The 23,768-nt window shown below is 76.0% G+C and carries 21 protein-coding genes; 5 read left to right on the top strand and 16 right to left on the bottom strand.

Annotated elements, in window-relative coordinates:
• Nucleotides 1-55: 55 nt before the first annotated feature.
• The 10 genes from nuoH to FB586_RS09600 form a co-directional block, all read right to left on the bottom strand.
• A complete protein-coding gene (nuoH, locus tag FB586_RS09645; RefSeq protein WP_136519132.1) occupies nt 56-1,429 on the bottom strand; it encodes an NADH-quinone oxidoreductase subunit NuoH in 1,374 nt (457 codons plus the stop codon).
• The gene (locus FB586_RS09640) at nt 1,426-4,113 is read right to left on the bottom strand and encodes an NADH-quinone oxidoreductase subunit G (RefSeq protein WP_136519131.1); all 2,688 of its coding nucleotides are present in this window, start codon (nt 4,111-4,113) and stop codon (nt 1,426-1,428) included. The genes nuoH and FB586_RS09640 overlap by 4 nt, the downstream gene beginning before the upstream one ends.
• Nucleotides 4,110-5,447: an NADH-quinone oxidoreductase subunit NuoF gene (gene nuoF / locus FB586_RS09635; protein ID WP_136519130.1), complete on the bottom strand. Its 1,338-nt coding sequence runs from the start codon at nt 5,445-5,447 to the stop codon at nt 4,110-4,112. The genes FB586_RS09640 and nuoF overlap by 4 nt, the downstream gene beginning before the upstream one ends.
• Nucleotides 5,444-6,403 carry an NADH-quinone oxidoreductase subunit NuoE gene (nuoE, locus tag FB586_RS09630; protein WP_136519129.1) on the bottom strand — a complete coding sequence of 320 codons (960 nt, stop codon included), beginning with the start codon at nt 6,401-6,403 and terminating at the stop codon, nt 5,444-5,446. Before nuoE ends, nuoF begins: the two co-directional genes overlap by 4 nt.
• Nucleotides 6,403-7,758 carry an NADH-quinone oxidoreductase subunit D gene (locus FB586_RS09625; protein ID WP_136519128.1) on the bottom strand — a complete coding sequence of 452 codons (1,356 nt, stop codon included), beginning with the start codon at nt 7,756-7,758 and terminating at the stop codon, nt 6,403-6,405. Before FB586_RS09625 ends, nuoE begins: the two co-directional genes overlap by 1 nt.
• On the bottom strand, nt 7,758-8,579 hold the full coding sequence (locus tag FB586_RS09620) for an NADH-quinone oxidoreductase subunit C (RefSeq protein WP_136519577.1): 822 nt from the start codon (nt 8,577-8,579) through the stop codon (nt 7,758-7,760). The genes FB586_RS09625 and FB586_RS09620 overlap by 1 nt, the downstream gene beginning before the upstream one ends.
• 47 nt (nt 8,580-8,626) lie before the next feature.
• Entirely contained in the window at nt 8,627-9,178 is a 552-nt protein-coding gene (locus tag FB586_RS09615) for a NuoB/complex I 20 kDa subunit family protein (protein ID WP_136519127.1), read from the bottom strand.
• A gap of 66 nt (nt 9,179-9,244) precedes the next feature.
• Nucleotides 9,245-9,607 carry an NADH-quinone oxidoreductase subunit A gene (locus FB586_RS09610; protein ID WP_136519126.1) on the bottom strand — a complete coding sequence of 121 codons (363 nt, stop codon included), beginning with the start codon at nt 9,605-9,607 and terminating at the stop codon, nt 9,245-9,247.
• Nucleotides 9,608-9,719: 112 nt separating this feature from the next.
• Nucleotides 9,720-11,021, bottom strand: a complete 1,302-nt coding sequence (locus tag FB586_RS09605; protein WP_136519125.1) for a geranylgeranyl reductase family protein — start codon at nt 11,019-11,021, stop codon at nt 9,720-9,722.
• A gap of 192 nt (nt 11,022-11,213) precedes the next feature.
• Nucleotides 11,214-11,906 (bottom strand): demethylmenaquinone methyltransferase, encoded by a 693-nt coding sequence (locus FB586_RS09600; RefSeq protein WP_136519124.1) that lies wholly within the window; start codon nt 11,904-11,906, stop codon nt 11,214-11,216.
• A 191-nt stretch (nt 11,907-12,097) separates the two neighbouring features.
• Here FB586_RS09600 and FB586_RS09595 point away from each other — a divergent pair, with 191 nt between their 5' ends.
• Entirely contained in the window at nt 12,098-13,432 is a 1,335-nt protein-coding gene (locus FB586_RS09595) for an isochorismate synthase (RefSeq protein WP_136519123.1), read from the top strand.
• A gap of 138 nt (nt 13,433-13,570) precedes the next feature.
• On the opposite strand, the gene FB586_RS09590 is transcribed toward FB586_RS09595, so the two are convergent.
• From FB586_RS09590 to FB586_RS09580, 3 genes are all read right to left on the bottom strand, one after another.
• Nucleotides 13,571-15,112, bottom strand: a complete 1,542-nt coding sequence (locus tag FB586_RS09590) for a S1C family serine protease (protein ID WP_136519122.1) — start codon at nt 15,110-15,112, stop codon at nt 13,571-13,573.
• A gap of 115 nt (nt 15,113-15,227) precedes the next feature.
• Nucleotides 15,228-17,144 (bottom strand): 2-succinyl-5-enolpyruvyl-6-hydroxy-3-cyclohexene-1-carboxylic-acid synthase, encoded by a 1,917-nt coding sequence (gene menD, locus FB586_RS09585; protein WP_246036676.1) that lies wholly within the window; start codon nt 17,142-17,144, stop codon nt 15,228-15,230.
• Nucleotides 17,144-18,103, bottom strand: coding sequence for an o-succinylbenzoate synthase (locus FB586_RS09580; RefSeq protein WP_136519120.1), 960 nt, complete (start codon nt 18,101-18,103; stop codon nt 17,144-17,146). The genes menD and FB586_RS09580 overlap by 1 nt, the downstream gene beginning before the upstream one ends.
• 68 nt (nt 18,104-18,171) lie before the next feature.
• Here FB586_RS09580 and FB586_RS09575 point away from each other — a divergent pair, with 68 nt between their 5' ends.
• On the top strand, nt 18,172-19,155 hold the full coding sequence (locus tag FB586_RS09575) for a 1,4-dihydroxy-2-naphthoyl-CoA synthase (protein WP_136519119.1): 984 nt from the start codon (nt 18,172-18,174) through the stop codon (nt 19,153-19,155).
• A 13-nt stretch (nt 19,156-19,168) separates the two neighbouring features.
• Here the strand turns inward: FB586_RS09575 and FB586_RS09570 are convergent, their stop codons facing one another.
• Both FB586_RS09570 and FB586_RS09565 read right to left on the bottom strand, forming a co-directional pair.
• A complete protein-coding gene (locus FB586_RS09570; protein WP_136519118.1) occupies nt 19,169-19,372 on the bottom strand; it encodes a hypothetical protein in 204 nt (67 codons plus the stop codon).
• A 146-nt stretch (nt 19,373-19,518) separates the two neighbouring features.
• A complete protein-coding gene (locus FB586_RS09565; protein WP_136519117.1) occupies nt 19,519-20,607 on the bottom strand; it encodes a DUF3048 domain-containing protein in 1,089 nt (362 codons plus the stop codon).
• A 178-nt stretch (nt 20,608-20,785) separates the two neighbouring features.
• Between FB586_RS09565 and menE the strand changes: the two genes are divergently transcribed.
• Both menE and FB586_RS09555 read left to right on the top strand, forming a co-directional pair.
• The gene (menE, locus tag FB586_RS09560) at nt 20,786-21,961 is read left to right on the top strand and encodes an o-succinylbenzoate--CoA ligase (protein WP_136519116.1); all 1,176 of its coding nucleotides are present in this window, start codon (nt 20,786-20,788) and stop codon (nt 21,959-21,961) included.
• A 71-nt stretch (nt 21,962-22,032) separates the two neighbouring features.
• Entirely contained in the window at nt 22,033-22,902 is an 870-nt protein-coding gene (locus tag FB586_RS09555; protein ID WP_136519115.1) for a 1,4-dihydroxy-2-naphthoate polyprenyltransferase, read from the top strand.
• 25 nt (nt 22,903-22,927) lie between these two features.
• Here the strand turns inward: FB586_RS09555 and FB586_RS09550 are convergent, their stop codons facing one another.
• A complete protein-coding gene (locus FB586_RS09550; RefSeq protein ID WP_136519114.1) occupies nt 22,928-23,272 on the bottom strand; it encodes a DUF4229 domain-containing protein in 345 nt (114 codons plus the stop codon).
• Between the two features lie 117 nt (nt 23,273-23,389).
• Here FB586_RS09550 and FB586_RS09545 point away from each other — a divergent pair, with 117 nt between their 5' ends.
• The gene (locus FB586_RS09545; RefSeq protein ID WP_136519113.1) at nt 23,390-23,758 is read left to right on the top strand and encodes a PLDc N-terminal domain-containing protein; all 369 of its coding nucleotides are present in this window, start codon (nt 23,390-23,392) and stop codon (nt 23,756-23,758) included.
• Nucleotides 23,759-23,768: the final 10 nt, after the last annotated feature.

Raw genomic sequence — 23,768 nt, 5'->3', positions numbered from 1 at the left:
GACCTCGCCGCCGCGCGGTGCGCGCTCGACGTCGCCCGTCGGCTTCTTCCTGCGCTCAGCCACCGCGCACCTCCAGCGGGGTCTCGGGCCCGGACGGGCTCTCGGACGTCCCCGCGTCGGTCGCGCCGGCCGCGAGCCGGCGCTGGGCGCGCGGCGACGGCGGGAGCACCTGACCGGGCAGGGGCGGGACGGGGTACCCGTTCGCGAACGGGTCGAACGGCTCGGGCTCGGCGCGCGCGGCCTCGGGCTCCGGCTTCTTCTCGGGCACCAGGAACGACACGACCAGGCCGACCACCACGAGACCGGCGAGGACGAACAGCGTCGTGCGCAGGTCGACGTCCCACAGCCGGCGCACGGCCTGGACGAGCGCGACCGCGACGACCCACACGAGGGCCGCGGGGATGAGCACCTTCCAGCCGATCTTCATGAACTGGTCGTAGCGGAAGCGCAGGACCGACCCGCGGATCCACACGAACAGGAACATGAAGAACCAGACCTTCGCGAGGAACCACAGCACGGGCCACCAGCCCTGCTGCAGGAAGCTGTCGGCCGGGAGGAACGGGGCGCGCCAGCCGCCGAGGAACAGCGTCGTCGCGACGGCCGAGACGTTCAGCATGTTGATGTACTCGGCGAGGAAGAACCACGCGAACTTCATCGACGAGTACTCGGTCATGTACCCGGACACGAGCTCACCCTCGGCCTCGGGCAGGTCGAACGGGAGGCGGTTCGTCTCGCCGACCATCGACACGAGGTAGATGACGAACGCCGGCAGCAGCGGCAGGAACCACCACACCTGCGTCTGGGAGTCGACGATCTGCGACGTCGACATCGACCCGGCCATGAGGAAGACGCTGACCAGCGACAGGCCCATCGCCAGCTCGTAGGAGATGACCTGGGCCGTGGACCGCACGCCGCCGAGCAGCGGGTACGTCGAGTTCGAGGACCAGCCGCCCAGCACGATCCCGTACACGCCGACCGACGCGCACGCGAGGATGTACAGCGTCGCGACGGGGAAGTCGGTGAGCTGCAGCGGCGTCACGACGCCGAAGATGCTGACCTCGGGCCCGAACGGGATGACCGCGTAGACGAGCAGCGAGCAGAACACCGCGATCATCGGCGCGACGATGTAGACGAGCTTGTCGGCCGCCTTGACGGTGACGTCCTCCTTGACCAGGAGCTTCATCGCGTCCGCGAGCGACTGCAGCAGGCCGAACGGGCCGTGCACGTTCGGGCCGGGGCGCACCTGCATGCGCGCGACGACCTTGCGCTCGAACCAGATGGCGACGAGCACGCTCGTCAGCAGGAAGACGATGATCGCCACCGCCTTGAGCAGCCACACCCAGAAGACGTCCTGGCTGAAGTCGGCCGCCACGCCGGCCTGCGCGCCGTCCCCGACGGCCGCCGGCAGCACCCCGAGCACGCGGCTCATGCCCGCTCCCCCTCGTCGATCCGCACGCCGGACACCGCGTCGGCCGTGTCGCCGGTCACCGGGCCCGTCGAGGGCGCGGCCGCCCGCGTCGTGACGTCCGCGCGGCCCGCCGCGAGGCGGACGACCGTCCCGGTGCCCGCGCCCAGCACGTCCCGCACGGCGCAGCCGCGCGCATTGGTCGGCAGCCAGACCACGTGGTCCGGCATGTCGGTCACCTGCACGGGCAGCGTGAGCGTGCCGCGGTCGGTGGCGACCTCGAGCGCGCCGCCGTCGGCCACCCCGACCGCCGCCGCCGTCGCGGCGGACACCCGGGCGAGCGGCCGCTTGGCCGTGCCGGCGAGGTACGGCTCGCCGTCCTGCAGCCGGCCCGCGTCCAGCAGCTGGTGCCACGTCGCGAGCACGGCGTGCCCCGGCGGGACCGGGGCCGGCTCCGCGACGGCGACGTCCGGCGCCGGCAGCCGCGCGCCGTCCCACCCGCCGAGCTGGTCGAGCTCGGCGTGCACCGCGGCCAGCGACCCGGTGCCCAGCTCGACGCCCAGGGCGTCGGCGAGCAGGTCGAGGACCCGGTGGTCGGCCATCGACGTGCTCGTCAGGGCCTGGGCGAACGGGCGCGGACGCCCCTCCCAGGTGACGAACGTGCCGGGCTTCTCGACGGGCGGCGCGACCGGCAGCACCACGTCCGCCCGGTCGGTCACCTCGGACGCGCGGACCTCGAGCGAGACGAGGAACGGCACGGTGTCGAGGGCCGCGCGGGCCAGGCGCGGGTCGGCGTGGTCCGCGGGGTCGACGCCGCCGACCACGAGCGCGCCGATCCGGCGCTCCGCGGCGGCGGCGAGGATCTCGTCGGCGCTGCGGCCGGGCGTGGCGGGCAGCTCGTCGACGCCCCACACCGTCGCCATGTCGACGCGTGCCGACGGGTCGGCGACGGGGCGGCCCCCGGGCAGGAGGCCCGGCAGCGTCCCCGCCTCGACGGCGCCGCGCTCACCGGCGCGCCGCGGCACCCAGGCGAGCCGCGCGCCCGTGCGCTCCGCCAGCCGCAGGACCGCCGACAGCAGGCCCGGCACCTCGGCGGCGCGCTCACCGACGAGCACCACGGCGCCCTCCGCGGCCAGCGCCGTCGCGGCGTCGGCGAGCAGCGGCTCGCCCGCCTCGGCCTCGATCGCGTCGAGCACCTCCGGCTCCGTCCCGGGTGCGGCCGGCAGCAGCGTCGCGTCGAGCCGCTCGAGCCCGCGGCTCGCGAGCGGCGCGACCGACAGCACGCGCGTGCGCCCCGCGACCACACGGTCGCGCAGCCGCAGGAAGACGATGCCGCCCTCCTCCTCGGGCTCGTACGCGACGCACAGCACGGTCGGCGCCGCGACGAGGTCCGCGAACGTCACCGTGAGCGTGCGCCCCGCGACGACGTGCCCGAGGAACGCCTCCTCCTCCGCGGAGTGCGGGCGCGCCCGGTGGTCCACGTCGTTGGTGCGCAGCGCGACGCGCGCGAGCTTGGCGTACGCGTACGCGTCCTCGAGCGTGAGGCGCCCGCCCGGCAGCACGCCGACCCCGGCGCCGGCCTCGACCGCCGCCTGCAGGCCGACGGCCGCGGTGTCGAGCGCCTCGACCCAGCTGCACGGCTCGAGCGGGCCGCGCGTGCCGTCGCCCTGCGGCCGCCGCACCATCGGGGTCGTGATCCGGTCGGCGGCGGACTGCCAGCGGAACGCGAAGCGGTCCTTGTCCGTCACCCACTCCTGGTTGACGGCGGGGTCCTCGCCGGCGAGGCGGCGCAGCACGACGCCCCGGCGGTGGTCCACGCGGATCGCCGATCCGTTGCTGTCGTGCTCCGCGATCCCCGGCGTCGACACGAGGTCGAACGGCCGGGCGCGGAACCGGTAGGCCGCGGACGTCAGCGCGCCGACGGGGCAGATCTGCACGGTGTTGCCGGAGAAGTAGGACGAGAACGGCCGCCCGCTCGTGTCGAGCGTCGCCGCGCCGACCGGCGTCTCGCCGGCGAAGCCGAGCACCTCGGTGTCGAACGTGCCGATCTGCTGCTGCGCGCCGCGCTTCTGCAGGTCGATCCAGACGTCGCCCGCGACCTCCTCGGAGAACCGCGTGCACCGCTGGCACAGCACGCACCGCTCGCGGTCGAGCAGCACCTGCGTCGACACCGCGATCGGCTTGGGGAACGTGCGCTTGACGTCGACGAACCGCGTCGTCGCGCGGCCGTTGCTCATCGCCTGGTTCTGCAGGGGGCACTCGCCGCCCTTGTCGCACACGGGGCAGTCGAGCGGGTGGTTGATGAGCAGCAGCTCCATGACGCCGTGCTGGGCCTTGTCGGCCTCGGGCGACGTGTGCTGCGTCTTCACCTGCATGCCCGGCGTCGCCTCGAGCGTGCACGAGGCCTGCGGCTTGGGCATCTTCGCCAGGTTGCCGTCGCGGCCCGGCGCCCACACCTCGACGAGGCACTGGCGGCACGCGCCGGCCGGGGCCAGGAGCGGGTGGTCGCAGAACCGCGGGATCTGGATGCCGAGGCGCTCGGCGGCACGGATCACGAGGGTGCCCTTGGGCACGGTCGTCTCGAGGCCGTCGATCTCGAAGGTGACGGTCGCCTCGGGCTCCGGCTCGCGCACGGGCGGCGCCGCCGGGACGAGCGGCGTGGTGTCCGCCGACGCGTCGGTGCGCCGGTTCGGGGTCGTGATGGTCATGCGTGCACCCCCGCGAGCTGCGTGCGACGACGCGGCGTGTACTGGAACAGCGCGCTGCGCTCCGGCGGGAAGAGCACGTCCGCGGGCGTGTGCGTGCCCGCCTCGAACTCCTCCCGGAAGTACTTCACGGCGCTCGTGACGGGGCTCGTCGCCCCGTCGCCGAGCGCGCAGAACGAGCGGCCCAGGATGTTGTCGCACAGGTCGAGCAGGAGGTCGATGTCCCCGCTCGTGCCCTGGCCGGCCTCGAGCCGCTGCAGCACCTGCAGCAGCCAGAACGTGCCCTCGCGGCACGGCGTGCACTTGCCGCACGACTCGTGCTTGTAGAAGGCCATCCACCGCGTCACCGCGCGCACCACCGACACCGTCTCGTCGAAGATCTGCAGCGCGCGCGTGCCGAGCATCGACCCCGCCTTGCCCACGGACTCGTAGTCGAGCGGCACGTCGAGGTGCTCGGCGGTGAAGATCGGCGTCGACGACCCGCCGGGCGTCCAGAACTTCAGCTCGTGGCCCTCGCGGACGCCGCCGGCCATGTCGAGCAGCTCGCGCAGCGTGATGCCGAGCGGCGCCTCGTACTGGCCGGGCCGCTGCACGTGCCCCGACAGCGAGAACAGGCCGTGACCGGCCGAGCGCTCGGTGCCCATCGAGGTGAACCACTGCGCGCCGCCCACGAGGATGCCCGGCACGGAGGCGACGGACTCGACGTTGTTGACGACGGTCGGCCGCGCGTACAGGCCGGCCACCGCGGGGAACGGCGGCTTGAGCCGCGGCTGCCCGCGCAGGCCCTCGAGGGAGTCGAGCAGCGCCGTCTCCTCGCCGCAGATGTAGGCGCCGGCGCCGGCGTGCACCGTCACGTCGAGGTCGAAGCCCGAGCCGAGGACATCCTTGCCCAGGTACCCCGCCGCGTACGCCTCCTCGACCGCCCGCAGCATGCGGCGGTACACGTGCAGCACCTCGCCGCGCACGTAGATGAACGCGTGGTGGCAGCCGATGGCGTACGAGGTGATGGCGACGCCCTCCACGAGCGACTGCGGGTTCGCCATCATCAGCGGGATGTCCTTGCACGTCCCGGGCTCGGACTCGTCCGCGTTGACGACGAGGTAGCGCGGGCCGCCGTCCGGCGGGGGCAGGAAGCCCCACTTCATGCCCGTCGGGAAGCCGGCGCCGCCGCGGCCGCGCAGCCCCGACTCCTTGACCATCGTCACGACGTCGGCGGCCTGCATGTTCAGCGCGCGGCGCAGGCCGCGGTAGCCGCCGTTGTCCTCGTAGGTCGCCAGGGTCCAGGACCGGTCCGCGTCCCAGTGCGCGGACAGCACGGGTGCCAGGGTCGTCATCACGACTCCTTCGCGTCGTCGGTGCGCTGCCGGCGCTGCTGACCCTCGGCCGACGTGTCGGACGGCGTCGTCGCGGGGCGCTGGGCGCTGGACTCCTCGGCGCCGACCTTGGGGTCGGCCCCGGGCTGCTGGCCGGCCGGCGTCGGGCCGGCGCCGGTCGCTGCGGGCTTCGTCTCCTCGGGCTGGGCCTGCGCGGCCGGCGCACCGCCCGACGGCGAGACCTGCCCCTCGACGTGCGCGACGTCGGGGAAGTCGGGGGCGCGCCAGCCCTTCTCCTTGGCCAGGAGCGTGCCCCGCAGCGTCGCGGGGCCCGCGCCGACGCCCTCGTCCGCGCGCCCGTCGGGGAACCCGGCGAGCACGCGGCTCATCTCCTTGAAGGAGCAGACCGACGACGCCCCGCGCGTCGGGGCGACCCGCTCGCCGGCGCGCAGCCGGTCGACGACGTCGCGCGCCGAGTCCGGCGTCTGGTCGTCGAAGAACTCCCAGTTGACCATCACGACCGGGGCGTAGTCGCAGGCCGCGTTGCACTCGATGCGCTCGAGCGTGATCGCGCCGTCCTCGGTGGTCTCGTCGTGGTCGATCCCGAGGTGCTCGGTGAGCTCCTCCCAGATCGCGTCGCCGCCCATGACCGCGCACAGCGTGTTCGTGCAGACACCCACCGTGTACGTGCCGTTCGGGTGGCGCTTGAACTGCGTGTAGAACGTCGCGACCGCGGACACCTCGGCCGTGCTCAGGCCCAGCTGCGCCGCGCAGAACGCGATGCCGCGGGGGCTGACGTAGCCGTCCTCGGACTGCACCAGGTGCAGCATCGGCAGCAGGGCCGACCGCTCCTGCGGGTAGCGGGCCATGATCGCGGCAGCGTCGGCGGCGAGGCGCTCGCGCGTCGCCTCGTCGTACCCCGTGGCGTGGCGGGCGCCCGCGACGCGACCCGCCCCGGGGACCTCGTGCTCGACGGACATCAGCGGTCCACCCCTCCCAGCACCGGGTCGAGCGACGCGACGGCGACGACGACGTCGGCCACCTGCCCGCCCTCGCACATCATCGAGACGGCCTGCAGGTTGTTGAACGACGGGTCGCGGAAGTGCGCCCGGTACGGCTTCGTCCCGCCGTCGGAGACCAGGTGCACACCCAGCTCGCCCCGCGGGTGCTCGACCGACTGGAACACCTGGCCGGCCGGCACCCGGAAGCCCTCGGTCACCAGCTTGAAGTGGTGGATCAGGGCCTCCATGGAGGTGCCCATGATCTCCTTGATGTGCCCGAGCGAGTTGCCCATGCCGTCGGTGCCGATGGCCAGCTGCGCCGGCCACGCGATCTTCCTGTCGTGCACCATCACGCCACCCGCGGGCAGCGCCGCGAGGCGGTCGAGGCACTGCTCGACGATCCGCATGGACTGGTAGCACTCCTCCATGCGCAGCAGCACGCGCGACCAGGAGTCGGCGCCGTCGTTCACCGGCACGTCGAAGTCGTACGTCTCGTAGCCGCAGTACGGCGCCGCCTTGCGCACGTCGTACGGCAGGCCCGTGGAGCGCAGCACGGGCCCCGTGATCCCGAGGGCCATGCACGCGGCGAGGTTGAGCGAGCCGACGTCCTTGAGGCGGGCCTGCAGGATCGGGTTGGCCAGCATGAGGTCCTCGAGCTGGCGGAAGTAGTGCCGCATCTGCGTCAGCGCCTCGCGGACCGAGTCGATCGCGCCGGGGGGCACGTCCTGCGCGACGCCGCCGGGGCGGATGTACGCGTGGTTCATGCGCAGGCCCGTGATGAGCTCGAAGACCTGGAGCACCTGCTCGCGGGCGGTGAAGCCGACGGTCATGATCGTCGTGGCGCCGAGCTCGTTGCCGCCCGTCGCGAGGCAGACCAGGTGGGACGAGATCCGGTTGAGCTCCATCATGAGCACCCGGATGACCGTGGCCCGCTCGGGCACGTCGTCGGTGATGCCGAGCAGCTTCTCGACGGCCAGGCAGTACCCGACCTCCTGGAACAGCGGGGCGACGTAGTCCATGCGGGTGCAGAACGTCACGCCCTGGGTCCAGGTGCGGTACTCCATGTTCTTCTCGATGCCCGTGTGCAGGTAGCCGATGCCGGCCCGGGCCTCGGTGACGGTCTCGCCGTCGATCTCGAGCATGAGCCGCAGCACGCCGTGGGTGGACGGGTGCTGCGGGCCCATGTTGACGACGATGCGCTCCTCGCCGAGGCGGGCGGCCTCCTCGGCGATGTCCGACCAGTCGCCGCCGGACGCCTCGAACGTCGGGACGTCGGTGGTCTGGTCGTCGACGACGTGCGCCGTCGCGTGGGGGGCGGTGTGGGGGGCGGCCATCAGCTGTACGACCTCCGCTGGTCCGGGGGCGGCACGGAGGCGCCCTTGTACTCGACCGGGATGCCCCCGAGGGGGTAGTCCTTGCGCTGCGGGTGGCCCGGCCAGTCGTCGGGCATCTCGATCCGCGCGAGCCCGGGGTGGCCGTCGAAGACGATCCCGAAGAAGTCCCAGGTCTCGCGCTCGTGCCAGTCGTTGGCCGGGTAGACCGACGTGGTCGACGGGACGTGCGGGTCCGCCTCGGCCACCGCGACCTCGAACCGCAGCCGACGCCCGTGCGTCACCGACACCACGTGGTAGACGGCGTGCAGCTCGCGGCCCGTCTCGTGCGGGAAGTGCACGCCGCTCACGCCCAGGCTGAGCTCGAACCGCAGGTCAGGGTCGTCGCGCAGCGCCCGGGCCACCTCGACGACGTGCTCGCGCCGCACGTGCAGCGTCAGCTCTTCGCGGTCCACCGTCACGTACTCGACGGCGTTCGCGAAGCCCGTGCCGGACTCGTCGAGGACCTCGGTCAGCACGTCGACGACCTCGTCGAACCAGCCCCCGTAGGGACGCTCGCTCGCGCCGGGCATCGCGATCGTGCGCACGAGCCCGCCGTAGCCGGACGTGTCGCCCGAGCCCGTCGCGCCGAACATGCCGGTGCGCACGTCCACGATCTCCAGCGGCGTGCGCGCCGTCGCCAGGTCGACGTCGCCGCGCACGTTCTGCGACCCGGCCTCCAGCGCCGCGGCCGACGTCTGCTGCGCGACCGCGGCGGCGGGGGCGGTCGTGCCCTCGCCGGGCTTGACGGCCGCCGCGGCGTCCGCCTTCTCCCCGGCCGGCACGGCGGCCTCGCCCTCCGCCGGGCGCTTCTCGGGGCGGTGCTCGGCGCTCACCGCAGCAGGCCCGTCATGTGCGAGGTCGGCGTCGCCTCGAGCGCGGCGGCCTCCGCGGCCGCCGCCGCCTCCTTGCGGTTGACGCCGAGGGGCGTGCTCTGGATCTGGTCGTGCAGCGCGAGGATCGCGTGCGTGAGCATCTCCGGCCGCGGCGGGCAGCCCGGCAGGTAGATGTCCACCGGCACGATGTGGTCGACGCCCTGGACGATCGCGTAGTTGTTGAACATGCCGCCGCTGGACGCGCACACGCCCATCGACAGCACCCACTTCGGCTCCGCCATCTGGTCGTAGACCTGCCGCACGACGGGCGCCATCTTCTGGCTCACCCGGCCGGCGACGATCATGAGGTCCGCCTGGCGCGGGGAGGCGCGGAACACCTCCATGCCGAACCGGGAGATGTCGTAGCGGCTGGCGCCGGTCGCCATCATCTCGATCGCGCAGCACGCCAGGCCGAACGTCACCGGCCACAGCGAGCCCTTGCGGAAGTAGCCGACGAGGTCCTCGACCGTCGTCAGCAGGAAGCCCGAGGGCGCTTCCTCGATGCCCATGTCAGCCCCTCCTCCGGCTCGTGCGTGCGTGCGGCGTCGTCGCCGCGGTCCTGCGGATCGCTGTCGTCAGTCCCACTCGAACCCGCCGCGCTTCCACTCGTAGACGAACGGCACCGTGATGAGGGCCAGGAACGCGAGCATCGCGACCAGCCCGAACGTGGCCAGCTCCTCGAAGCCGACGGCCCAGGGGTAGAGGAAGACCACCTCGATGTCGAAGACGATGAACGTCATGGCCACGAGGTAGTACTTGATCGGGAAGCGCCCGCCGCCGACCGCGTGCGGGGTCGGCTCGATGCCGCACTCGTAGGCCTCGAGCTTCGCGCGGTTGTACCGCCGGGGCCCGAGGATCGCGCTCGCGCCGACGCCGCCGAGCGCCAGGACCGCGGCGATGCCCATCATCACCAGCAGCGGCACGTACGGGTTGGTCATCGTGCGGTCCTCCTCGGCGTCGAGGTCCGGCCGGGGCCGGGGGCTTGCGTGCGGGTCCTGCGGGGATCGAGCTGGTCCTTCTGGTGATGCGGGTCCTGCGGGTCCGGCGCCGTCAGGCGTCGGGGGCGATCCTCGCCAGCGCGGCGATCACGCGGTCGACCGCGTCCCCGCCCCGTGGCTCGTAGCAGTCGGACAGGAGCTTGAGCACGAACCGCATGAGCAGCGGCCGTGGCAGCCCGTACCGGGTGCACACCCGCATCACCTGCGGGTGCTCGATCAGGCGGACGAAGACCCGGCCCAGCGTGTAGTAGCCGCCGAGGTCGTCCTTCATCCGCGCCTGGTAGGAGGCGAGGGCGCGCTCGCGTCCCGCGGCCGAGCCGCGCGCGAGGCCCTGCGCGATCGCGTCGGCCGCGACGCGTCCCGCCTGCAGGCCGTACGCGATGCCCTCGCCGTTGAACGGGCTCACCATGCCGGCGGCGTCGCCGGCGAGCAGGAGTCCGTCCGCGTAGAGGGGGCCCCGGTTGAACCCCATCGGCAGCGCGGCGCCGCGCACCGGGCCCACCTGGTTCTCGGGCGTGAACTCCCACTCGCGCGGCGCGTTGGCCATCCAGCGCGCGAACAGGTCCTTGTAGTCGACCTTCGTCGCGGCGGCCGTCGAGCTCACGGAGCCGAGGCCGACGTTCGCCGTGCCGTCGCCGAGCGAGAAGATCCAGCCGTAGCCCGGCATGAGGTTCGACCGGCCCGGCTCGCCGTCCCACAGCTCGAGGTGGGACTCCATCCACGGGTCGTCGTGCCGCGGGGTGCGGAAGTACGTGCGCACCGCCACGCCCATGGGTCGGTCGTCGCGCTTCACGCGACCGACGGCCGTGGCCAGGCGGGCGGAGACCCCGTCGGCGGCGACGACGACCGGGGCGCGGTAGGTGACCTCGTCGCCGGCGTCGACCGTGCGGCGCCCGTCGTGGTCGACCGCGCGTGCCCGCACGCCCACGACCCGGCCCGTGCGCTCGTCGCGCACGGGGGCCGTGACCGCGGTGCGCTCGAGCAGCTTCGCGCCGCCGGCCCGGGCGTGCTCCGCCAGGGTCTGGTCGAACGACGTCCGTGCGCGGGCGAGGCCGTACGACGGGTAGGACGACAGCTCGGGCCAGGCCAGCTCGATGCGGTGGCCGCCGCCGACCACGCGCAGGCCCTTGTTGCGGATCCAGCCGTCCTGCTCGCGCAGCGGCACGCCCATGCGGACGAGCTCGGCCACGGCGCGCGGCGTCAGGCCGTCGCCGCAGACCTTGTCCCGGGGGAACGACGCCTTCTCGAGGAGCAGCACGTCGAGGCCCGCGGCGGCGCAGTGGTACGCCGCGGAGGCCCCTGCCGGGCCTGCGCCGACGACGATGACGTCGGCGTCATCGTGCGCTGCGTCCACCACGTCCACCCCACTTTGTGACGTCGTTCACGTGCGACGGCTGCGAGTGTAGCCAGCACCGTCGGACCTGTCTGCGAAGGTAGGGCTAACCTCGGCGCACGGTCGGGACGTCGGTCCCGTGACCTGCGGCAGGACCGCTGCTACGCCGCAGCGCGAGGCCTGCGTGGGGCTCGGCGGGAGCCGGCGGGACCGCTACGGGCGGCGGCCGCGGTGCAGCGCGACGATGCCGCCCGACAGGTTGCGGTACGCCACGTCGACCCAGCCGGCCTGCTTGACCAGCAGCCCCAGCGCGCGCTGGTCCGGCCACTCGCGGATCGACTCCGCGAGGTACACGTACGCCTCGGGCTCCTTCGAGACGGCGCGCGCGACCGGGGGCAGCGCCCGCATGAGGTAGTTCGTGTAGACGGCCCGGAACGGCGCGAAGGCCGGGCGCGAGAACTCGCAGACCACCAGCCGGCCGCCCGGCTTCGTCACGCGCAGCATCTCGGCCAGCGCCCGGTCCGGGTCCGGCACGTTCCGCAGGCCGAACGAGATCGTCACGGCGTCGAACGACGCGTCCGCGAACGGCAGGTGCAGCGCGTCGCCCGCGACGAACGGGAGGTCCGGCCGGCGGCGCTTGCCGACGCCGAGCATGCCGGTCGACAGGTCGCACGGCACCACGTGCACGCCCGCGTCGGCGAGCGGCTCGCTCGACGTCCCCGTGCCGGCGGCGAGGTCGAGCACCGTCTCGCCGCGCTGCGCCCCGACCGCGGCGAGCGTGGCCCGCCGCCAGGCCCGGTCCTGACCGAGCGAGATGACGTCGTTCGTCAGGTCGTACCGGTGCGCGACGGCGTCGAACATCGCGGCGACGTCGCGGGGGTCCTTCTCGAGGCTGGCGCGAGGCATGGCGCCCATCGTCGCAGGTCGCCGCCGTCCGGCCAGGCGTGCCCCGCCCGGCGGGACCGGGAGGGGGTGTGACGTGCGTCGGCGAGGGGCCGCCGGCGACCGTCGGGCCCTCGCGAGGTCCTACCCTGACAGGCGATGAACTCACCCCACCCGATCGCTCGCTGCGCTCACGATCGCGTGGGGGCCCCGAGATGACAGCGACCGGCGCCCCCGCGCAGGAGCACCTGCCCCACCCGCTGGTGGTCCGCACGGTGGCCCTCGACGACCTGCCGACGCGCGCCGGCGAGCGGCCCGACCCGGCCGACCTGCTCGACCTCCTGCCGGCCGACGCGCCCCTTGCGTGGGTCCGCCGCGGCGACGGTCTCGTCGCGTGGGGCGAGGCCGCGCGCGTCGAGGTGCACGGCGCCGACCGGTTCGCCGCCGCCGAGCGCGCGTGGCGCGAGGTCGTCGCGCACGCGATCGTCCGCGACGAGGTGCGCCTGCCCGGCACGGGCCCGGTCGCCTTCGCGTCGTTCGCCTTCGACGACGACTCCGACGCGGGCGGGGTGCTGGTCGTCCCCCGGGTCGTCGTCGGCCGGCGCGACGGGCGGACGTGGCTCACCACGCTCACGGACGCGGCACGCCTCGGGCCCGCTCCGCGCCTCGCCGACGTCGCGCCCGCACGCACCGCACCCCGCTCCCCCGGCGAGGTGACGTACGGCGACGGCGCCGTCGCCGCCGAGGACTGGACGGACGTCGTCGCGCGCGGGGTCGCCGCGATCCGCGCGGGCGAGGTCGAGAAGGTCGTGCTCGCGCGCGACGTCGAGGCGCGCACGGAGCGTCCGCTCGACGTGCGGTGGGTGCTGCAGCGCCTCGCCGACCGGTACCGGTCGTGCTGGACGTTCAGCGTCGACGGGCTCGTCGGTGCGACGCCCGAGCTGCTCGTGCGCTCCGAGCGCGGGCTCGTGACGTCGCGCGTGCTGGCCGGGACCATCCGGCGCACCGGCGACGACGACGCCGACATGGCGCGCGCCGCGATCCTCGCCCACTCCTCGAAGGACCTCGAGGAGCACGAGTACGCGGTCGCGTCCGTGGCGCGCGCGCTCGCACCCTTCTGCTCCTCGTCCAACGTCCCCGACGTGCCGTTCGTGCTGCCGCTGCCGAACGTGCTGCACCTCGCGTCCGACGTCACCGGCGTGCTCGGCGCACCGGCGGGCGACGGGCACCCGACGTCGCTCGCGCTCGCCGCGGCCCTGCACCCCACGGCGGCGGTGTGCGGCACCCCGACCGAGGCCGCCCGCCGGCTCATCGCCCGCGTCGAGGGCATGGACCGGGCGCGCTACGCCGGCCCCGTGGGCTGGCTCGGCGCCGACGGCGACGGCGAGTGGGGCATCGCGCTGCGCTCGGCGCAGGTCGACGCGCAGGACCCGCGCCGCCTGCGGCTGTTCGCCGGCTGCGGCGTCGTCGCCGCGTCCGACCCGGCGGCCGAGCTCGCCGAGTCGCGCGCGAAGCTCGAGCCGATGCGGTTCGCGCTCGGCAGCGACTGAGCCGCCCCGGACGGCGGGCAGCGCGAGGGCCCGTCGCGGGAGGGGATGCCCGCGACGGGCCCTGCGGTGCCGTCGCCGAGCGGCCGGCGACGGCGGAGGGGCGTGCGCGCCGCCGTGGCGACGCGCACGCCCGTGGGCTCAGCGGCCCTGCTGCTGCTGGAACCACTCCCACAGCTGCTCGGGGGTGAGGTCCTCGGGGAGGCCGCCCTGGCCGCCCTGGCCCTGGTCGGGCTGCCCGTCCTGCTGGCCGGGGTCGGACGTCAGCGTGTCCGGACGGGTCGAGAGCGTGACGTCGACCTCGCGGGTCTCGCCGCCGCGCACCACCGTGAGGGTCACGTCGTCGCCCGAGGACAGCGAGCGGACGAACGCCGTCAGCGACTCCGCGCCGCCGACCGGGTCGTCGCCGATCGCGACGATGACGTCCTCCGGCTGCAGGCCGCCCTCGGCGGCCGGCGAGCCCTCCTGCACCGTCTGCACGACCGCGCCGCGGCGGGTCACCCCGTCGGCCGTCGCCGTGCCGTCGCTCATCGTCACGCCGAGGAAGGCGTGCTCGGCCTGACCGTCCTCGATGAGCTGGGACGCGACGTTCTTCGTCAGGTTGACCGGGATCGCGAAGCCGAGGCCGATGGACCCGGACTGCTGCGACAGCGTGGCGATCGACGAGGTGATGCCGATGACGCGGCCCTGCGCGTCGAACAGCGGACCGCCCGAGTTGCCCGGGTTGACCGCCGCGTCGATCTGGATGGCGTTCGTGACGGCCGCCTCGCTGCGCGCGTCCTCCTGCGTCGAGACGGGCCGGTCGAGCGCCGAGACGATGCCGGTGGTGACGGTGTTCGCGAGGCCCAGCGGGTTGCCGACGGCCATGACCGGCTCCCCGACGACGACGTCGTCCGAGTCGCCCAGCGCCGCGGGCTGCAGGTCGTCCGGGGCGTCGACGAGCCGCAGGACGGCCAGGTCCGTCGCCACGTCGGTGCCGACGACCTCCGCCTCGAAGATCCGGCCGTCGGTGAGCGTGACGGCGACGGCGCCGCCCTGCGCCGCGCCGGAGACGACGTGGTTGTTCGTCACGACGTGACCGTCCTCGTCGATGATGACGCCCGAGCCCTGCGATCCGCTCGAGCCGCTCGTCACCTCGATCGCGACGACCGAGGCGCGCACGGCGGAGGCGACCGCCTGCCAGTCGGGGTCCTCGGCGGAGGAGCCGGCGACGGGCACCTGCTCGGTGCTGGTGCGACCGATGTCCGCCAGGGACGTGCTGCGCTCGTTGCCGGCCACGGGCCCGTCCTGGTCGAGGGCGAGACCCATGGCGCCGCCGCCGACGAGCACGCCGGCGACCACCCCGGCGGTCGCCCACACCCAGGGCCGACGGCGCCGTGGCTGCGCGGGCGTGCCGTCGGACGGGGACGCGGTCCACGGGTCCGAGGGCGCGGCCTGCTGGCCGGACTGCTCGGCCGCGCGCCGCTCCCGCTGGGCGGCGTCCCAGCGCGCCCACTCCTGCGCGGGCGACAGGCGCTGCGCGGGGGCGCCGGCGTCCGAGGCCGCGGTGTGCGGGGCCGCGGTGTGCGGGGCGCCGGCCTGCGCGGGCAGCGGCTGGGTCGCGCCCGTCGGGGGCAGCGGCTGGGTCGGGTGGTCCTGCGGGTGGGTGCCGCCGGGTCGCGGCTGCTCCGGGCTCGTGGTCATGGGTTGCCTCCTCGTCGACACCCATTCCAACCCCTGCTGCTGGGACGGGCCTCCCGAGTGGCTGGGAAGATCCTGGACGTCCGCGCGCACGACGCGGCCGCGGGGGCCGGCCGGCTCAGCCGCGCCCGTCGAGGGCGGTGCGCACCGCCGCCGTGACGTCCGCGGCGATGCGTTCGCCCAGCGCACGCCGCTGCGCGCGGTCGACCCGCACCTCCACCACGCTGACGCCCGTCCCCGGCGCGGCGAGCGCGGGCAGCAGCCCCTCGGCGTCGACGACGCGCGTGTGCCGCACCCCGTACGCCGCGCACAGCGCCGCCAGGTCGACCCCGTGCGGGGTGCCGAAGACGCGCTCGAAGACGTCCGCGTGCTCGGGCCCCCCGTGCTCGAGGGTGGCGAACACCGAGCCGCCGTCGTCGTTGCCGACGACGAGCTGGAGGTCGACGCCGTGCTCGAGCGGTCCGCGCAGCAGGCCGCCGACGTCGTGCAGGAAGGTCAGGTCGCCCAGGTAGGCGCGGACCCGCCGGCGCGGCAGCGCGAGCGCCACGCCGGTCGCGGTCGAGACCGTGCCGTCGATGCCGGCCAGGCCCCGGTTCGCCAGCACGAGGGGCGCCACGTCCCAGCGCGCGACGAGGTCGAGGTCGCGCACCGGGTTGGACGCGCCGACGACGAGCACGTCGGCCGGCAGGCTGGCTGCCGCGACGGCGCGGGCGAGCGCGGGCCCGGTGACACGGGTGCCGCTGCGTGAGCGGGGCGCGTCCTGCGGGACGTCCAGCAGCGCGTCGACCGCGGCAGCGGCCGCGGCGTCCGCGGCCCGCCACGCGTCGAGCCAGCCCGCCGGTGCGCCCGCCCGCCCCTGGCGCATCCGCGCGGGGACCTCGAGCAGCACCTGCGCCGCGTTGCGGTCCGCGTCCGGCCACTCGGTGCCGCGGGGGGCGACGACGACGACCTCGACGTCGGAGCGCGCGAGCAGCCGGTGCACGGGGCGCGACAGCGTGGGACGGCCGAGCACCACGACGCGGCCGACCCGGCCCCCGAGGCGCTCGTCTCCGAGCAGCAGCCGGTAGGCCGCGATCGCGGTGGGGCCCTGGCGGGCGCCCGACGACGGCTCGGCGAGCAGCGGCCAGCCGTTCGCCTCCGCGAGCCGGCGGGCCGCCGCACCGGCGCCGTCGCCCGCGACGACGACGGTCGGGACCGGCCCCCGGGAGCGGCGCGTCGGCCGGGTCGCGTCGCTCGCGGCGTCGGTCACCGCGGCCGGCGCCGTGACGAGCGGGACGGCACCCGTGGCGGGCTCCGCCGGCTCGGCCGGCGCGTGCCGCGTCGCGACGTGCGACAGGCCGGCGTCCGCGGGCCCGGGCCAGGGCGCGCCGTCGGGGACGAGCGGGTCGCGGTACGCCAGGTCGAGGTGCACGGGGCCGGGGTCGCCGGAGCGGGCGCCCGTCGCGGCCGCGAGCGCCCGGGACACCAGGCGCCGCAGGTCGCGGTCCTCCCCCGCACGCCCGGTGGGGGCGGGGACGTCGACGGCCACGCGGACGGCCTCGCCGAACAGCCGCGCCTGCTCCGTCGTCTGGTTCGCGCCCGTGCCGCGCAGCTCGTGCGGGCGGTCCGCGGTGAGCAGCACGAGCGGCAGGCCGGCGTGGTGGGCCTCGAGCACCGCGGGGTGCAGGTTCGCGACCGCCGTGCCCGACGTCGTCACCACGGCCACCGGGCGCGGTGCCGCGGGAGCCGGCTCGCCCGGCGCGGGCGGGTGCGCCGACCCCTTGGCCAGGCCGAGCGCGAGGAAGCCGGCCGACCGCTCGTCGATCCGCACGTGCAGCCGCAGGGCCGGTGCACCCGCGGGCCGCTCGCCCTCGGGCCGGGCGGCGTCCGCGAGCGCGTACGCCAGCGGTGCGCTGCGCGAGCCGGGCGCGAGCACCACGTCACGGACGCCGAGGGCCGCGAGCGCCTGCACGAGGACGCGCGCGGCGGCGACGGCCGGCGGCCCCGGGTCGGGCGTGGTGCGGGGGGCGTCGTCGGGGCCGGTCACGGCCGTCATCATGCCCGAGCCCGGACGGTGGTCAGCCGCCCCTCCCAGCGGGCCGCGAGCCCCGGCTCGGCCGCGGCCGCCGCCACCAGGTGCGGTGCCGGCTGCGGACGCCGCACCTCGATCGCACCGTCGCGCGGCAGCAGCGGCTCGTCCACGAGGTCGGCCGCGAGCAGCTGGGCGGTGGCGAGCCCGCACGCGTACGGCAGCTCCGGCAGCGCGGCCGCGAGCGCGAGCCCCGCCGCCAGCCCGACCGACGACTCCAGCGCCGACGACACGACCACCGGCAGGCCCATCTCCTCCGCCAGGCGCAGGCACGCGCGCACACCGCCGAGCGGCTGCACCTTGAGGACGACGACGTCCGCGGCCGCGCGACGGGCCACCGCGAGCGGGTCGTCCGAGCGGCGCACGGCCTCGTCGGCGGCGAGCGGCACGTGCGTGCGCCGGCGCAGGGCCGCCAGGTCGTCGACCCCCGGCACGGGCTGCTCGGCGTACTCGAGCCCGCCGGCCGCGCGGTCCAGCGCCGCGAGCCGGGTCACGGCGGTGTCGACGTCCCACGCGGTGTTGGCGTCGACCCGGATCGCGCCGTCCGGGCCGAGCGCGTCGCGCACCGCCTCCAGCCGCGCCTCGTCCTCCTGCGGGTCCTGCCCGGGCTCGGCGACCTTGACCTTCGCGGTGCGGCACCCGCGGGACGCCGTCACCACGCGGTGCGCCTGCTCGGGGCCGACCGCCGGCACCGTGACGTTGACCGGCACGTGCGTGCGCACGGGGTCGGGCCAGCCCTCGTCGGCGGCCTCGCGCGCGGCGCGCCACCAGCGCACCGCGGCCGCGTCGTCGTAGTCCCAGAAGGGGCTGAACTCCGCCCACCCGGCGTCGCCGCGCAGCAGCACGCCGTCCCGGCGGACCAGGCCGCGGAAGCGCGTGCGCAGGGGGACGGACCACACGCGGACGTCGTCAGGGGTGGTCGGCACCCGCCCAGGCTAGGTGGGTCCGAGCGCCCGTGCCGGACCGGCCACGGCACGCGGCTAGGGTGAGGCGGGTGACCGCACCGGCCGGACCGGCACCTCTGCCGGCACGCGTCTCCGACACCTTCGACCCCGCGCGGTGGCGCACCGTCGAGGGGTTCGAGCACCTCACCGACATCACGTACCACCGCGGGCACGCGCGCCCGACCGAGGCCGAGGCGGCCGCCGGGGCGCGCGCGCGGGACCTGCCGGTCGTGCGGGTCGCGTTCCACCGGCCGGAGGTCCGCAACGCGTTCCGCCCCCACACCGTGGACGAGCTGTACGCGGTGCTCGACCACGCGCGGACCACGTCCGACGTGGGGACCGTCCTGCTGACCGGCAACGGCCCGAGCCCCAAGGACGGCGTGTGGTCGTTCTGCTCGGGCGGGGACCAGCGCATCCGGGGGCGCGACGGCTACCGGTACGCCGAGGGCGAGACCGCCGAGGCCATCGACCCCGCGCGCGCCGGGCGGCTGCACGTCCTGGAGGTCCAGCGCCTGATCCGGACGATGCCGAAGGTCGTCGTCGCGCTCGTCAACGGCTGGGCGGCGGGCGGCGGGCACTCGCTGCACGTCGTCGCGGACCTGACGATCGCGAGCCGCGAGCACGCGCGGTTCATGCAGACCGACGCGAACGTCGGCTCGTTCGACGGCGGCTACGGCTCGGCGCTGCTGGCGCGGCAGGTCGGGCAGAAGCGGGCGCGCGAGATCTTCTTCCTCGCACGGGAGTACTCGGCGGAGCAGGCGTACGCGTGGGGTGCCGTGAACGACGTCGTCGACCACGCGGACCTCGAGGACGCGGGGCTGGAGTACGCGCGCGTCGTGGCGACGAAGTCGCCGCAGGCGATCCGCATGCTGAAGTTCGCGTTCAACCTGGCGGACGACGGCCTGGCGGGCCAGCAGGTCTTCGCCGGCGAGGCGACCCGGCTGGCGTACATGACGGACGAGGCCGTCGAGGGGCGCGACGCGTTCCTGCAGCGGCGCGAGCCGGACTGGTCGGGCTTCCCGTACGCCTACTGAGCGGACGGGCCGGTCAGGCCGCCGAGACCCACGAGGCGAGGTCCACGGCGGTCGCGACGAGCGCACCGCCGCCGACGAGGAGCGCGACGAGCACGAGCCCGGCGACCACGACGGCGACGGCCGAGCGCAGCGAGTGGTCGTCGGGGTCGTGGACGGGTCGGCGCGGCGGCAGGACGCGCGGGGCGGCGGGGACGCGGTGCGGTGCGGTGGTGGTCATGGGACCACCCTCCGCCGGGCGGCCCGTCCGCCGCGTCGGCCCCCGGGCGTGACCTCACGGCCCGTCACCTGCCCCCGGGGGATGCCGCGGGTCCACCCGCAGGACGACGACCGCGGCGGGCCGTCGTCCCGGGGTCGCCCGTCGCGTCAGGAGACGGTCAGGGAGCCCTTCCCGGCGGGGACGAGCTCCACCCAGGTGTTGCCCGGTGCCAGCCGGGCCTCCGAGCCGTCCGCGAGGAAGAGGCGCAGGGGCTGGTCCTCGGCCTCCTTGCGCCACCGGACCGCCACGGTGCGGCCGCCCGTGGCGACGACGCCGTCGCCCTCGCCGACCAGCTCGTAGGTCGGCACGGGTGCGCCGCCCTGAGCGCCGAACGGGCTGTTCGGGTGGGGCGCGGTGATCGCGACCACGTTCACGGCCGACAGCCGGGCGCCGGTCGCCGCCGTCGCGGGCGTGCCGCCCTCCGAGCGCAGCCAGGTGCCGGAGGCGGCGTCCCAGGTCCAGACCGGACGGGACTGCGCCGACAGGCGGAAGTCGAGCGTGCCCGCGGGCGTGCCGGCGACGGCCGCCGCGCCCTGCTCGGGGCGCCGCGCGAACGCGAACTGCTCCGCGGGTGCCGTCCGCCCGGGCTCGGCGATCCCCCACCACGTCGCGGGGCTGCCGTAGACGTTGTGCGGCGCGGACCGCCCGCGCACGCGGTACAGGCCGGGCGCGCCCGCGTCGTGGGAGACCGTCTGCAGGCCCGAGCGGGCGACGAGGTCGAGGATGCCCGGCTGGCCGCCGGAGTACACGAGCATGCCCCGCGTCGGGGCGAGCACGGCGGGGTCCATGGGACGCACGGAGCGGATGGGCCCGACCTCCTGCGGCACCTGGGAGTGGTAGACCGCGATGAGGCGGGACACCTCGAACTCGACGACGGTCTCCCAGACGACGTCCGCCTGCTCGAGCCCCGACTGGGGGCGGGCGACGGCGGTGTTCTCGATCTTCACGGCCAGCGCCGGGCGGGGGTCGGGGGTGCCCGGCACGCCCGTGAGCGGCCACGTCGGCGGGACCTCAGGCGCCGGGGCGGGCACCTTCGCCGGCGCGATGGTGGGCCGCTCGGTCACGGCAGGGAGCGGCTCGACGGCCGTCGGAGCGCCGCACGCGGCGAGCGCCAGGGACGTCACCAGCGCCAGGACGGCCGACGCGCGTGCGCGCACCCCGCGCGGGTGCCGTGCCGTCGTCCTCGTGCGTGCCATGCCTGCTCCACTCCTCCGGGCGGCGGGTGCCGCTGCGTCGCGGTCCCCCCCTCGCGCGCCTGCCGCGGCCCGTCGCACGCCGTGCGGACGGGCACCGGGCGCCGCCCCGGGACCGCGCGCCACTCTACGGCGGACCGTCCGCGGGTCGGCCGCCGCCACCCCGGCCTAGGCTGACCCCGTGGACCGGGCGCTGCGTGACGTCCCCGCGCAGGCGGGGTCCCTCGTCGCGTCGCTGCCCGCGGCCCTGGACGGCCAGGGGCCCGCACTGCGTGCCCTCGACGCCGACGACCGCGCCGGGGGCCCGGCGGCAGGCGGGCGCGTGCCCGCGGACGTGGCCCTCGTGGTCCGCACGTCCGGCTCCACCGGGCGGCCCCGCGACGTCATGCTCACGGCCGACGCGCTGCGGGCGTCCGCCGACGCCACCGCGCGGCGCCTGGGCGGTCACGGGTCCTGGCTGCTGGCCCTGCCCGTGCACCACGTCGCCGGCCTGCAGGTCGTCGTCCGGTCGGTGCTCGCCGGCCGGGCGCTGACGACCCTCGCCCCCGGCCCCTTCCGCCCGGGCCCGTTCAGCGAGGCGGTCCGCGCGCTGCGGTCCGGGGACGGGCCCTGGTACAGCTCCCTGGTCCCGACCCAGCTGGTCCGGGTGCTGGACGACGCCGACGCGACCGCGGCGGCCCGCGCGCTCGACGCCGTCCTCGTGGGCGGCGCCGCGTCCTCGCCGACCCTGCTGGCCCGCGCCCGCGAGGCCGGTGTGCGCGTCGTCACGACGTACGGCATGACCGAGACGTGCGGCGGGTGCGTCTACGACGGCCGGCCGCTCGACGGCGTCGAGGTGGCGGTCGACGCCGAGCAGCGCGTGTCGCTCACGGGACCCGTCCTGGCCGCGGGCTACCTGGGCCGCCCGGACCTGGACGCGACCACGTTCGTCGACGTGCGGGGCCGCCGCTGGCTGCGCACCGCGGACCGCGGCCGGCTCGACGACGGGGTGCTGCACGTGCTCGGACGGCTCGACGACGTGCTGGTCACCGGGGGCGTCAAGGTCGACCCGCTCGCGGTCGAGGAGGTCGTCGCGGCGCACCCCCTCGTGCGGGAGGTCTGCGTCGTCGGCGTGCCCGACCAGCACTGGGGGCAGTCCGTCGTCGCGGTCGTCGTCACCGAGGGCGGCGCCCAGCCGTCGCTGACCGACCTGCGCTCGTCGGTGGCCGCGGCGCTGGGGCCCGCCAGCGCGCCGCGGCAGGTGCTGGTCGTCGACGCGCTGCCCCTGCGGGGGCCCGGCAAGCCCGACCGGCGGGCCGTCGCCCGCGCGGCCGCCGAGCGCATGAACCACCACCCGCCCGGCACCGCCTCCCCCTGACCTGCCGACCGGCAGGTCCTCCTCCCGTCCGCCCGGGCCGTGCGGCCCTCCCCCGATCCCCAGGAGCACGAGTGGCCTCCACGTCCGACTGGCTCGCCGGCGCGCGCCCCCGCACCCTGCCCGCCGCGGTGGCACCCGTCCTCGTCGGCACGGGCGCGGCCGCCCAGCTCGGCGAGGCCCGGCTCGGGCGCGCGCTGCTCGCCGCCGGCGTCGCGCTCGCGCTGCAGGTCGGCGTGAACTACGCGAACGACTACTCCGACGGCGTGCGCGGCACCGACGTGGACCGCGTGGGCCCGCGCCGGCTCACCGCGTCGGGCGCGGCGCGGCCGGGCCAGGTGCGCACCGCGGCGTTCGCGGCGTTCGGCGTCGCGGCCCTCCTGGGCGTCTGGCTCGTCGCGCTGTCGGGCTCGTGGTGGCTGCTCGCCGTCGGCGCGCTCGCCGTCGTCGCGGCGTGGACGTACACGGGCGGGCGGCGGCCCTACGGCTACCGCGGCCTCGGCGAGGTCGGGGTGTTCGTGTTCTTCGGGCTGGTCGCGGTGCTGGGCACCACGTACACGCAGGCGGGTCGCCTGTCGTGGCCGGCGTGGGTCGGGGCGGTCGCCGTCGGGCTCGTGGCCTGCGCGCTGCTCATGGCGAACAACCTGCGCGACGTGCCGACCGACGCGCTCGTGGGCAAGCGCACGCTCGCCGTCCGGCTCGGCGAGCACCGCGCGCGACGCGTCTACGCGGTGCTCGTGGTGCTGCCCGTGCTGCTCGCCGCCACGTGCGCGTTCGCGGCGCCGTGGTCGCTGCTCGTCCTCGTGCTGCTGGCGCCGGCGACCGTGCTGGCGGTGGTGGTGCTCCTCGGGGCGCGCGGCATCGCCCTCGTCCCGGTGCTCGGCGGGACGGGTGCGCTCGAGCTCGGGCTGGGCGTGCTGCTCGGCCTCGGGCTCGCCGCCTGACGCACGGGCCCGCGCACGCAGCCCGTCAGGCGGGGTCGCGGCGCGTCGTCGTGCCGGGGTCCTCGACGTCCGTGACGCGGGGGGCGGCCGCGTCCTGGGCACCGCGCAGCGCGTCGTCGGCGGCGTCCTCCGCCGCCGCGTCGTCGCCTGCACGGCCCTGGGCACGACCCGCGCGGCGCTCCTCCGCGCGGCGCGCGAGGTGCAGGGCCGCGGCGTCCCGCGGCCCCGCGAGCAGCACGTAGGACAGCCCCCACGCGAGGAACGCCGCGAGCAGGGGCGCGAGCCACGACCGCATCCCCGCCCACCACAGCAGGGCGGTGACGGCGCCGAAGAGGGCGATGCGCAGGAGCGAGTAGACCAGGACGGGCACCTCCCCAGGGTAGGTCGCCGCCGGCACCACCCGGGCACCTCACCCCGCCCGGACGTCGGCGGGCCCCCGCCCGGGGCGGGCGCGAGCAGGACACCCGTCCGCGTCTACGCTGGACGGGTGCCCCGGTACCTGGTCCTCCTGCTCACGATCGGCCTCACGGTCTACTGCGTGATCGACGTGGTGCGCAGCGACGAGCGAGCACGGCGCGGGCTGCCGCGCGCGCTGTGGCTGCTCGTGGTCCTGGTGCCGGTCGTCGGCGCCGTGCTGTGGCTGGTCCTGAGCCGCACCGGCGGCAGCGCGGCCGGGCCCCGGCGCCGTCCCGCACGCCCGGTCGCACCGGACGACGACCCCGACTTCCTGCGCCGGCTCGACCAGGAGCGCCGCCGTCGCGAGCGCGAGACGCGCGGTGGCGACGCGGGCGCGGACGGCACCTCGCCCGACGGTGCGGGGGACGGCGCGCCCGACGGCGACCCGTCGACCACCTGACGCGCCGACG

The organism is Cellulomonas telluris (assembly GCF_004886325.1).
GTDB lineage: Bacteria > Actinomycetota > Actinomycetes > Actinomycetales > Cellulomonadaceae > Cellulomonas > Cellulomonas telluris.
This window is presented reverse-complemented; position numbering and strand designations above follow the sequence as displayed.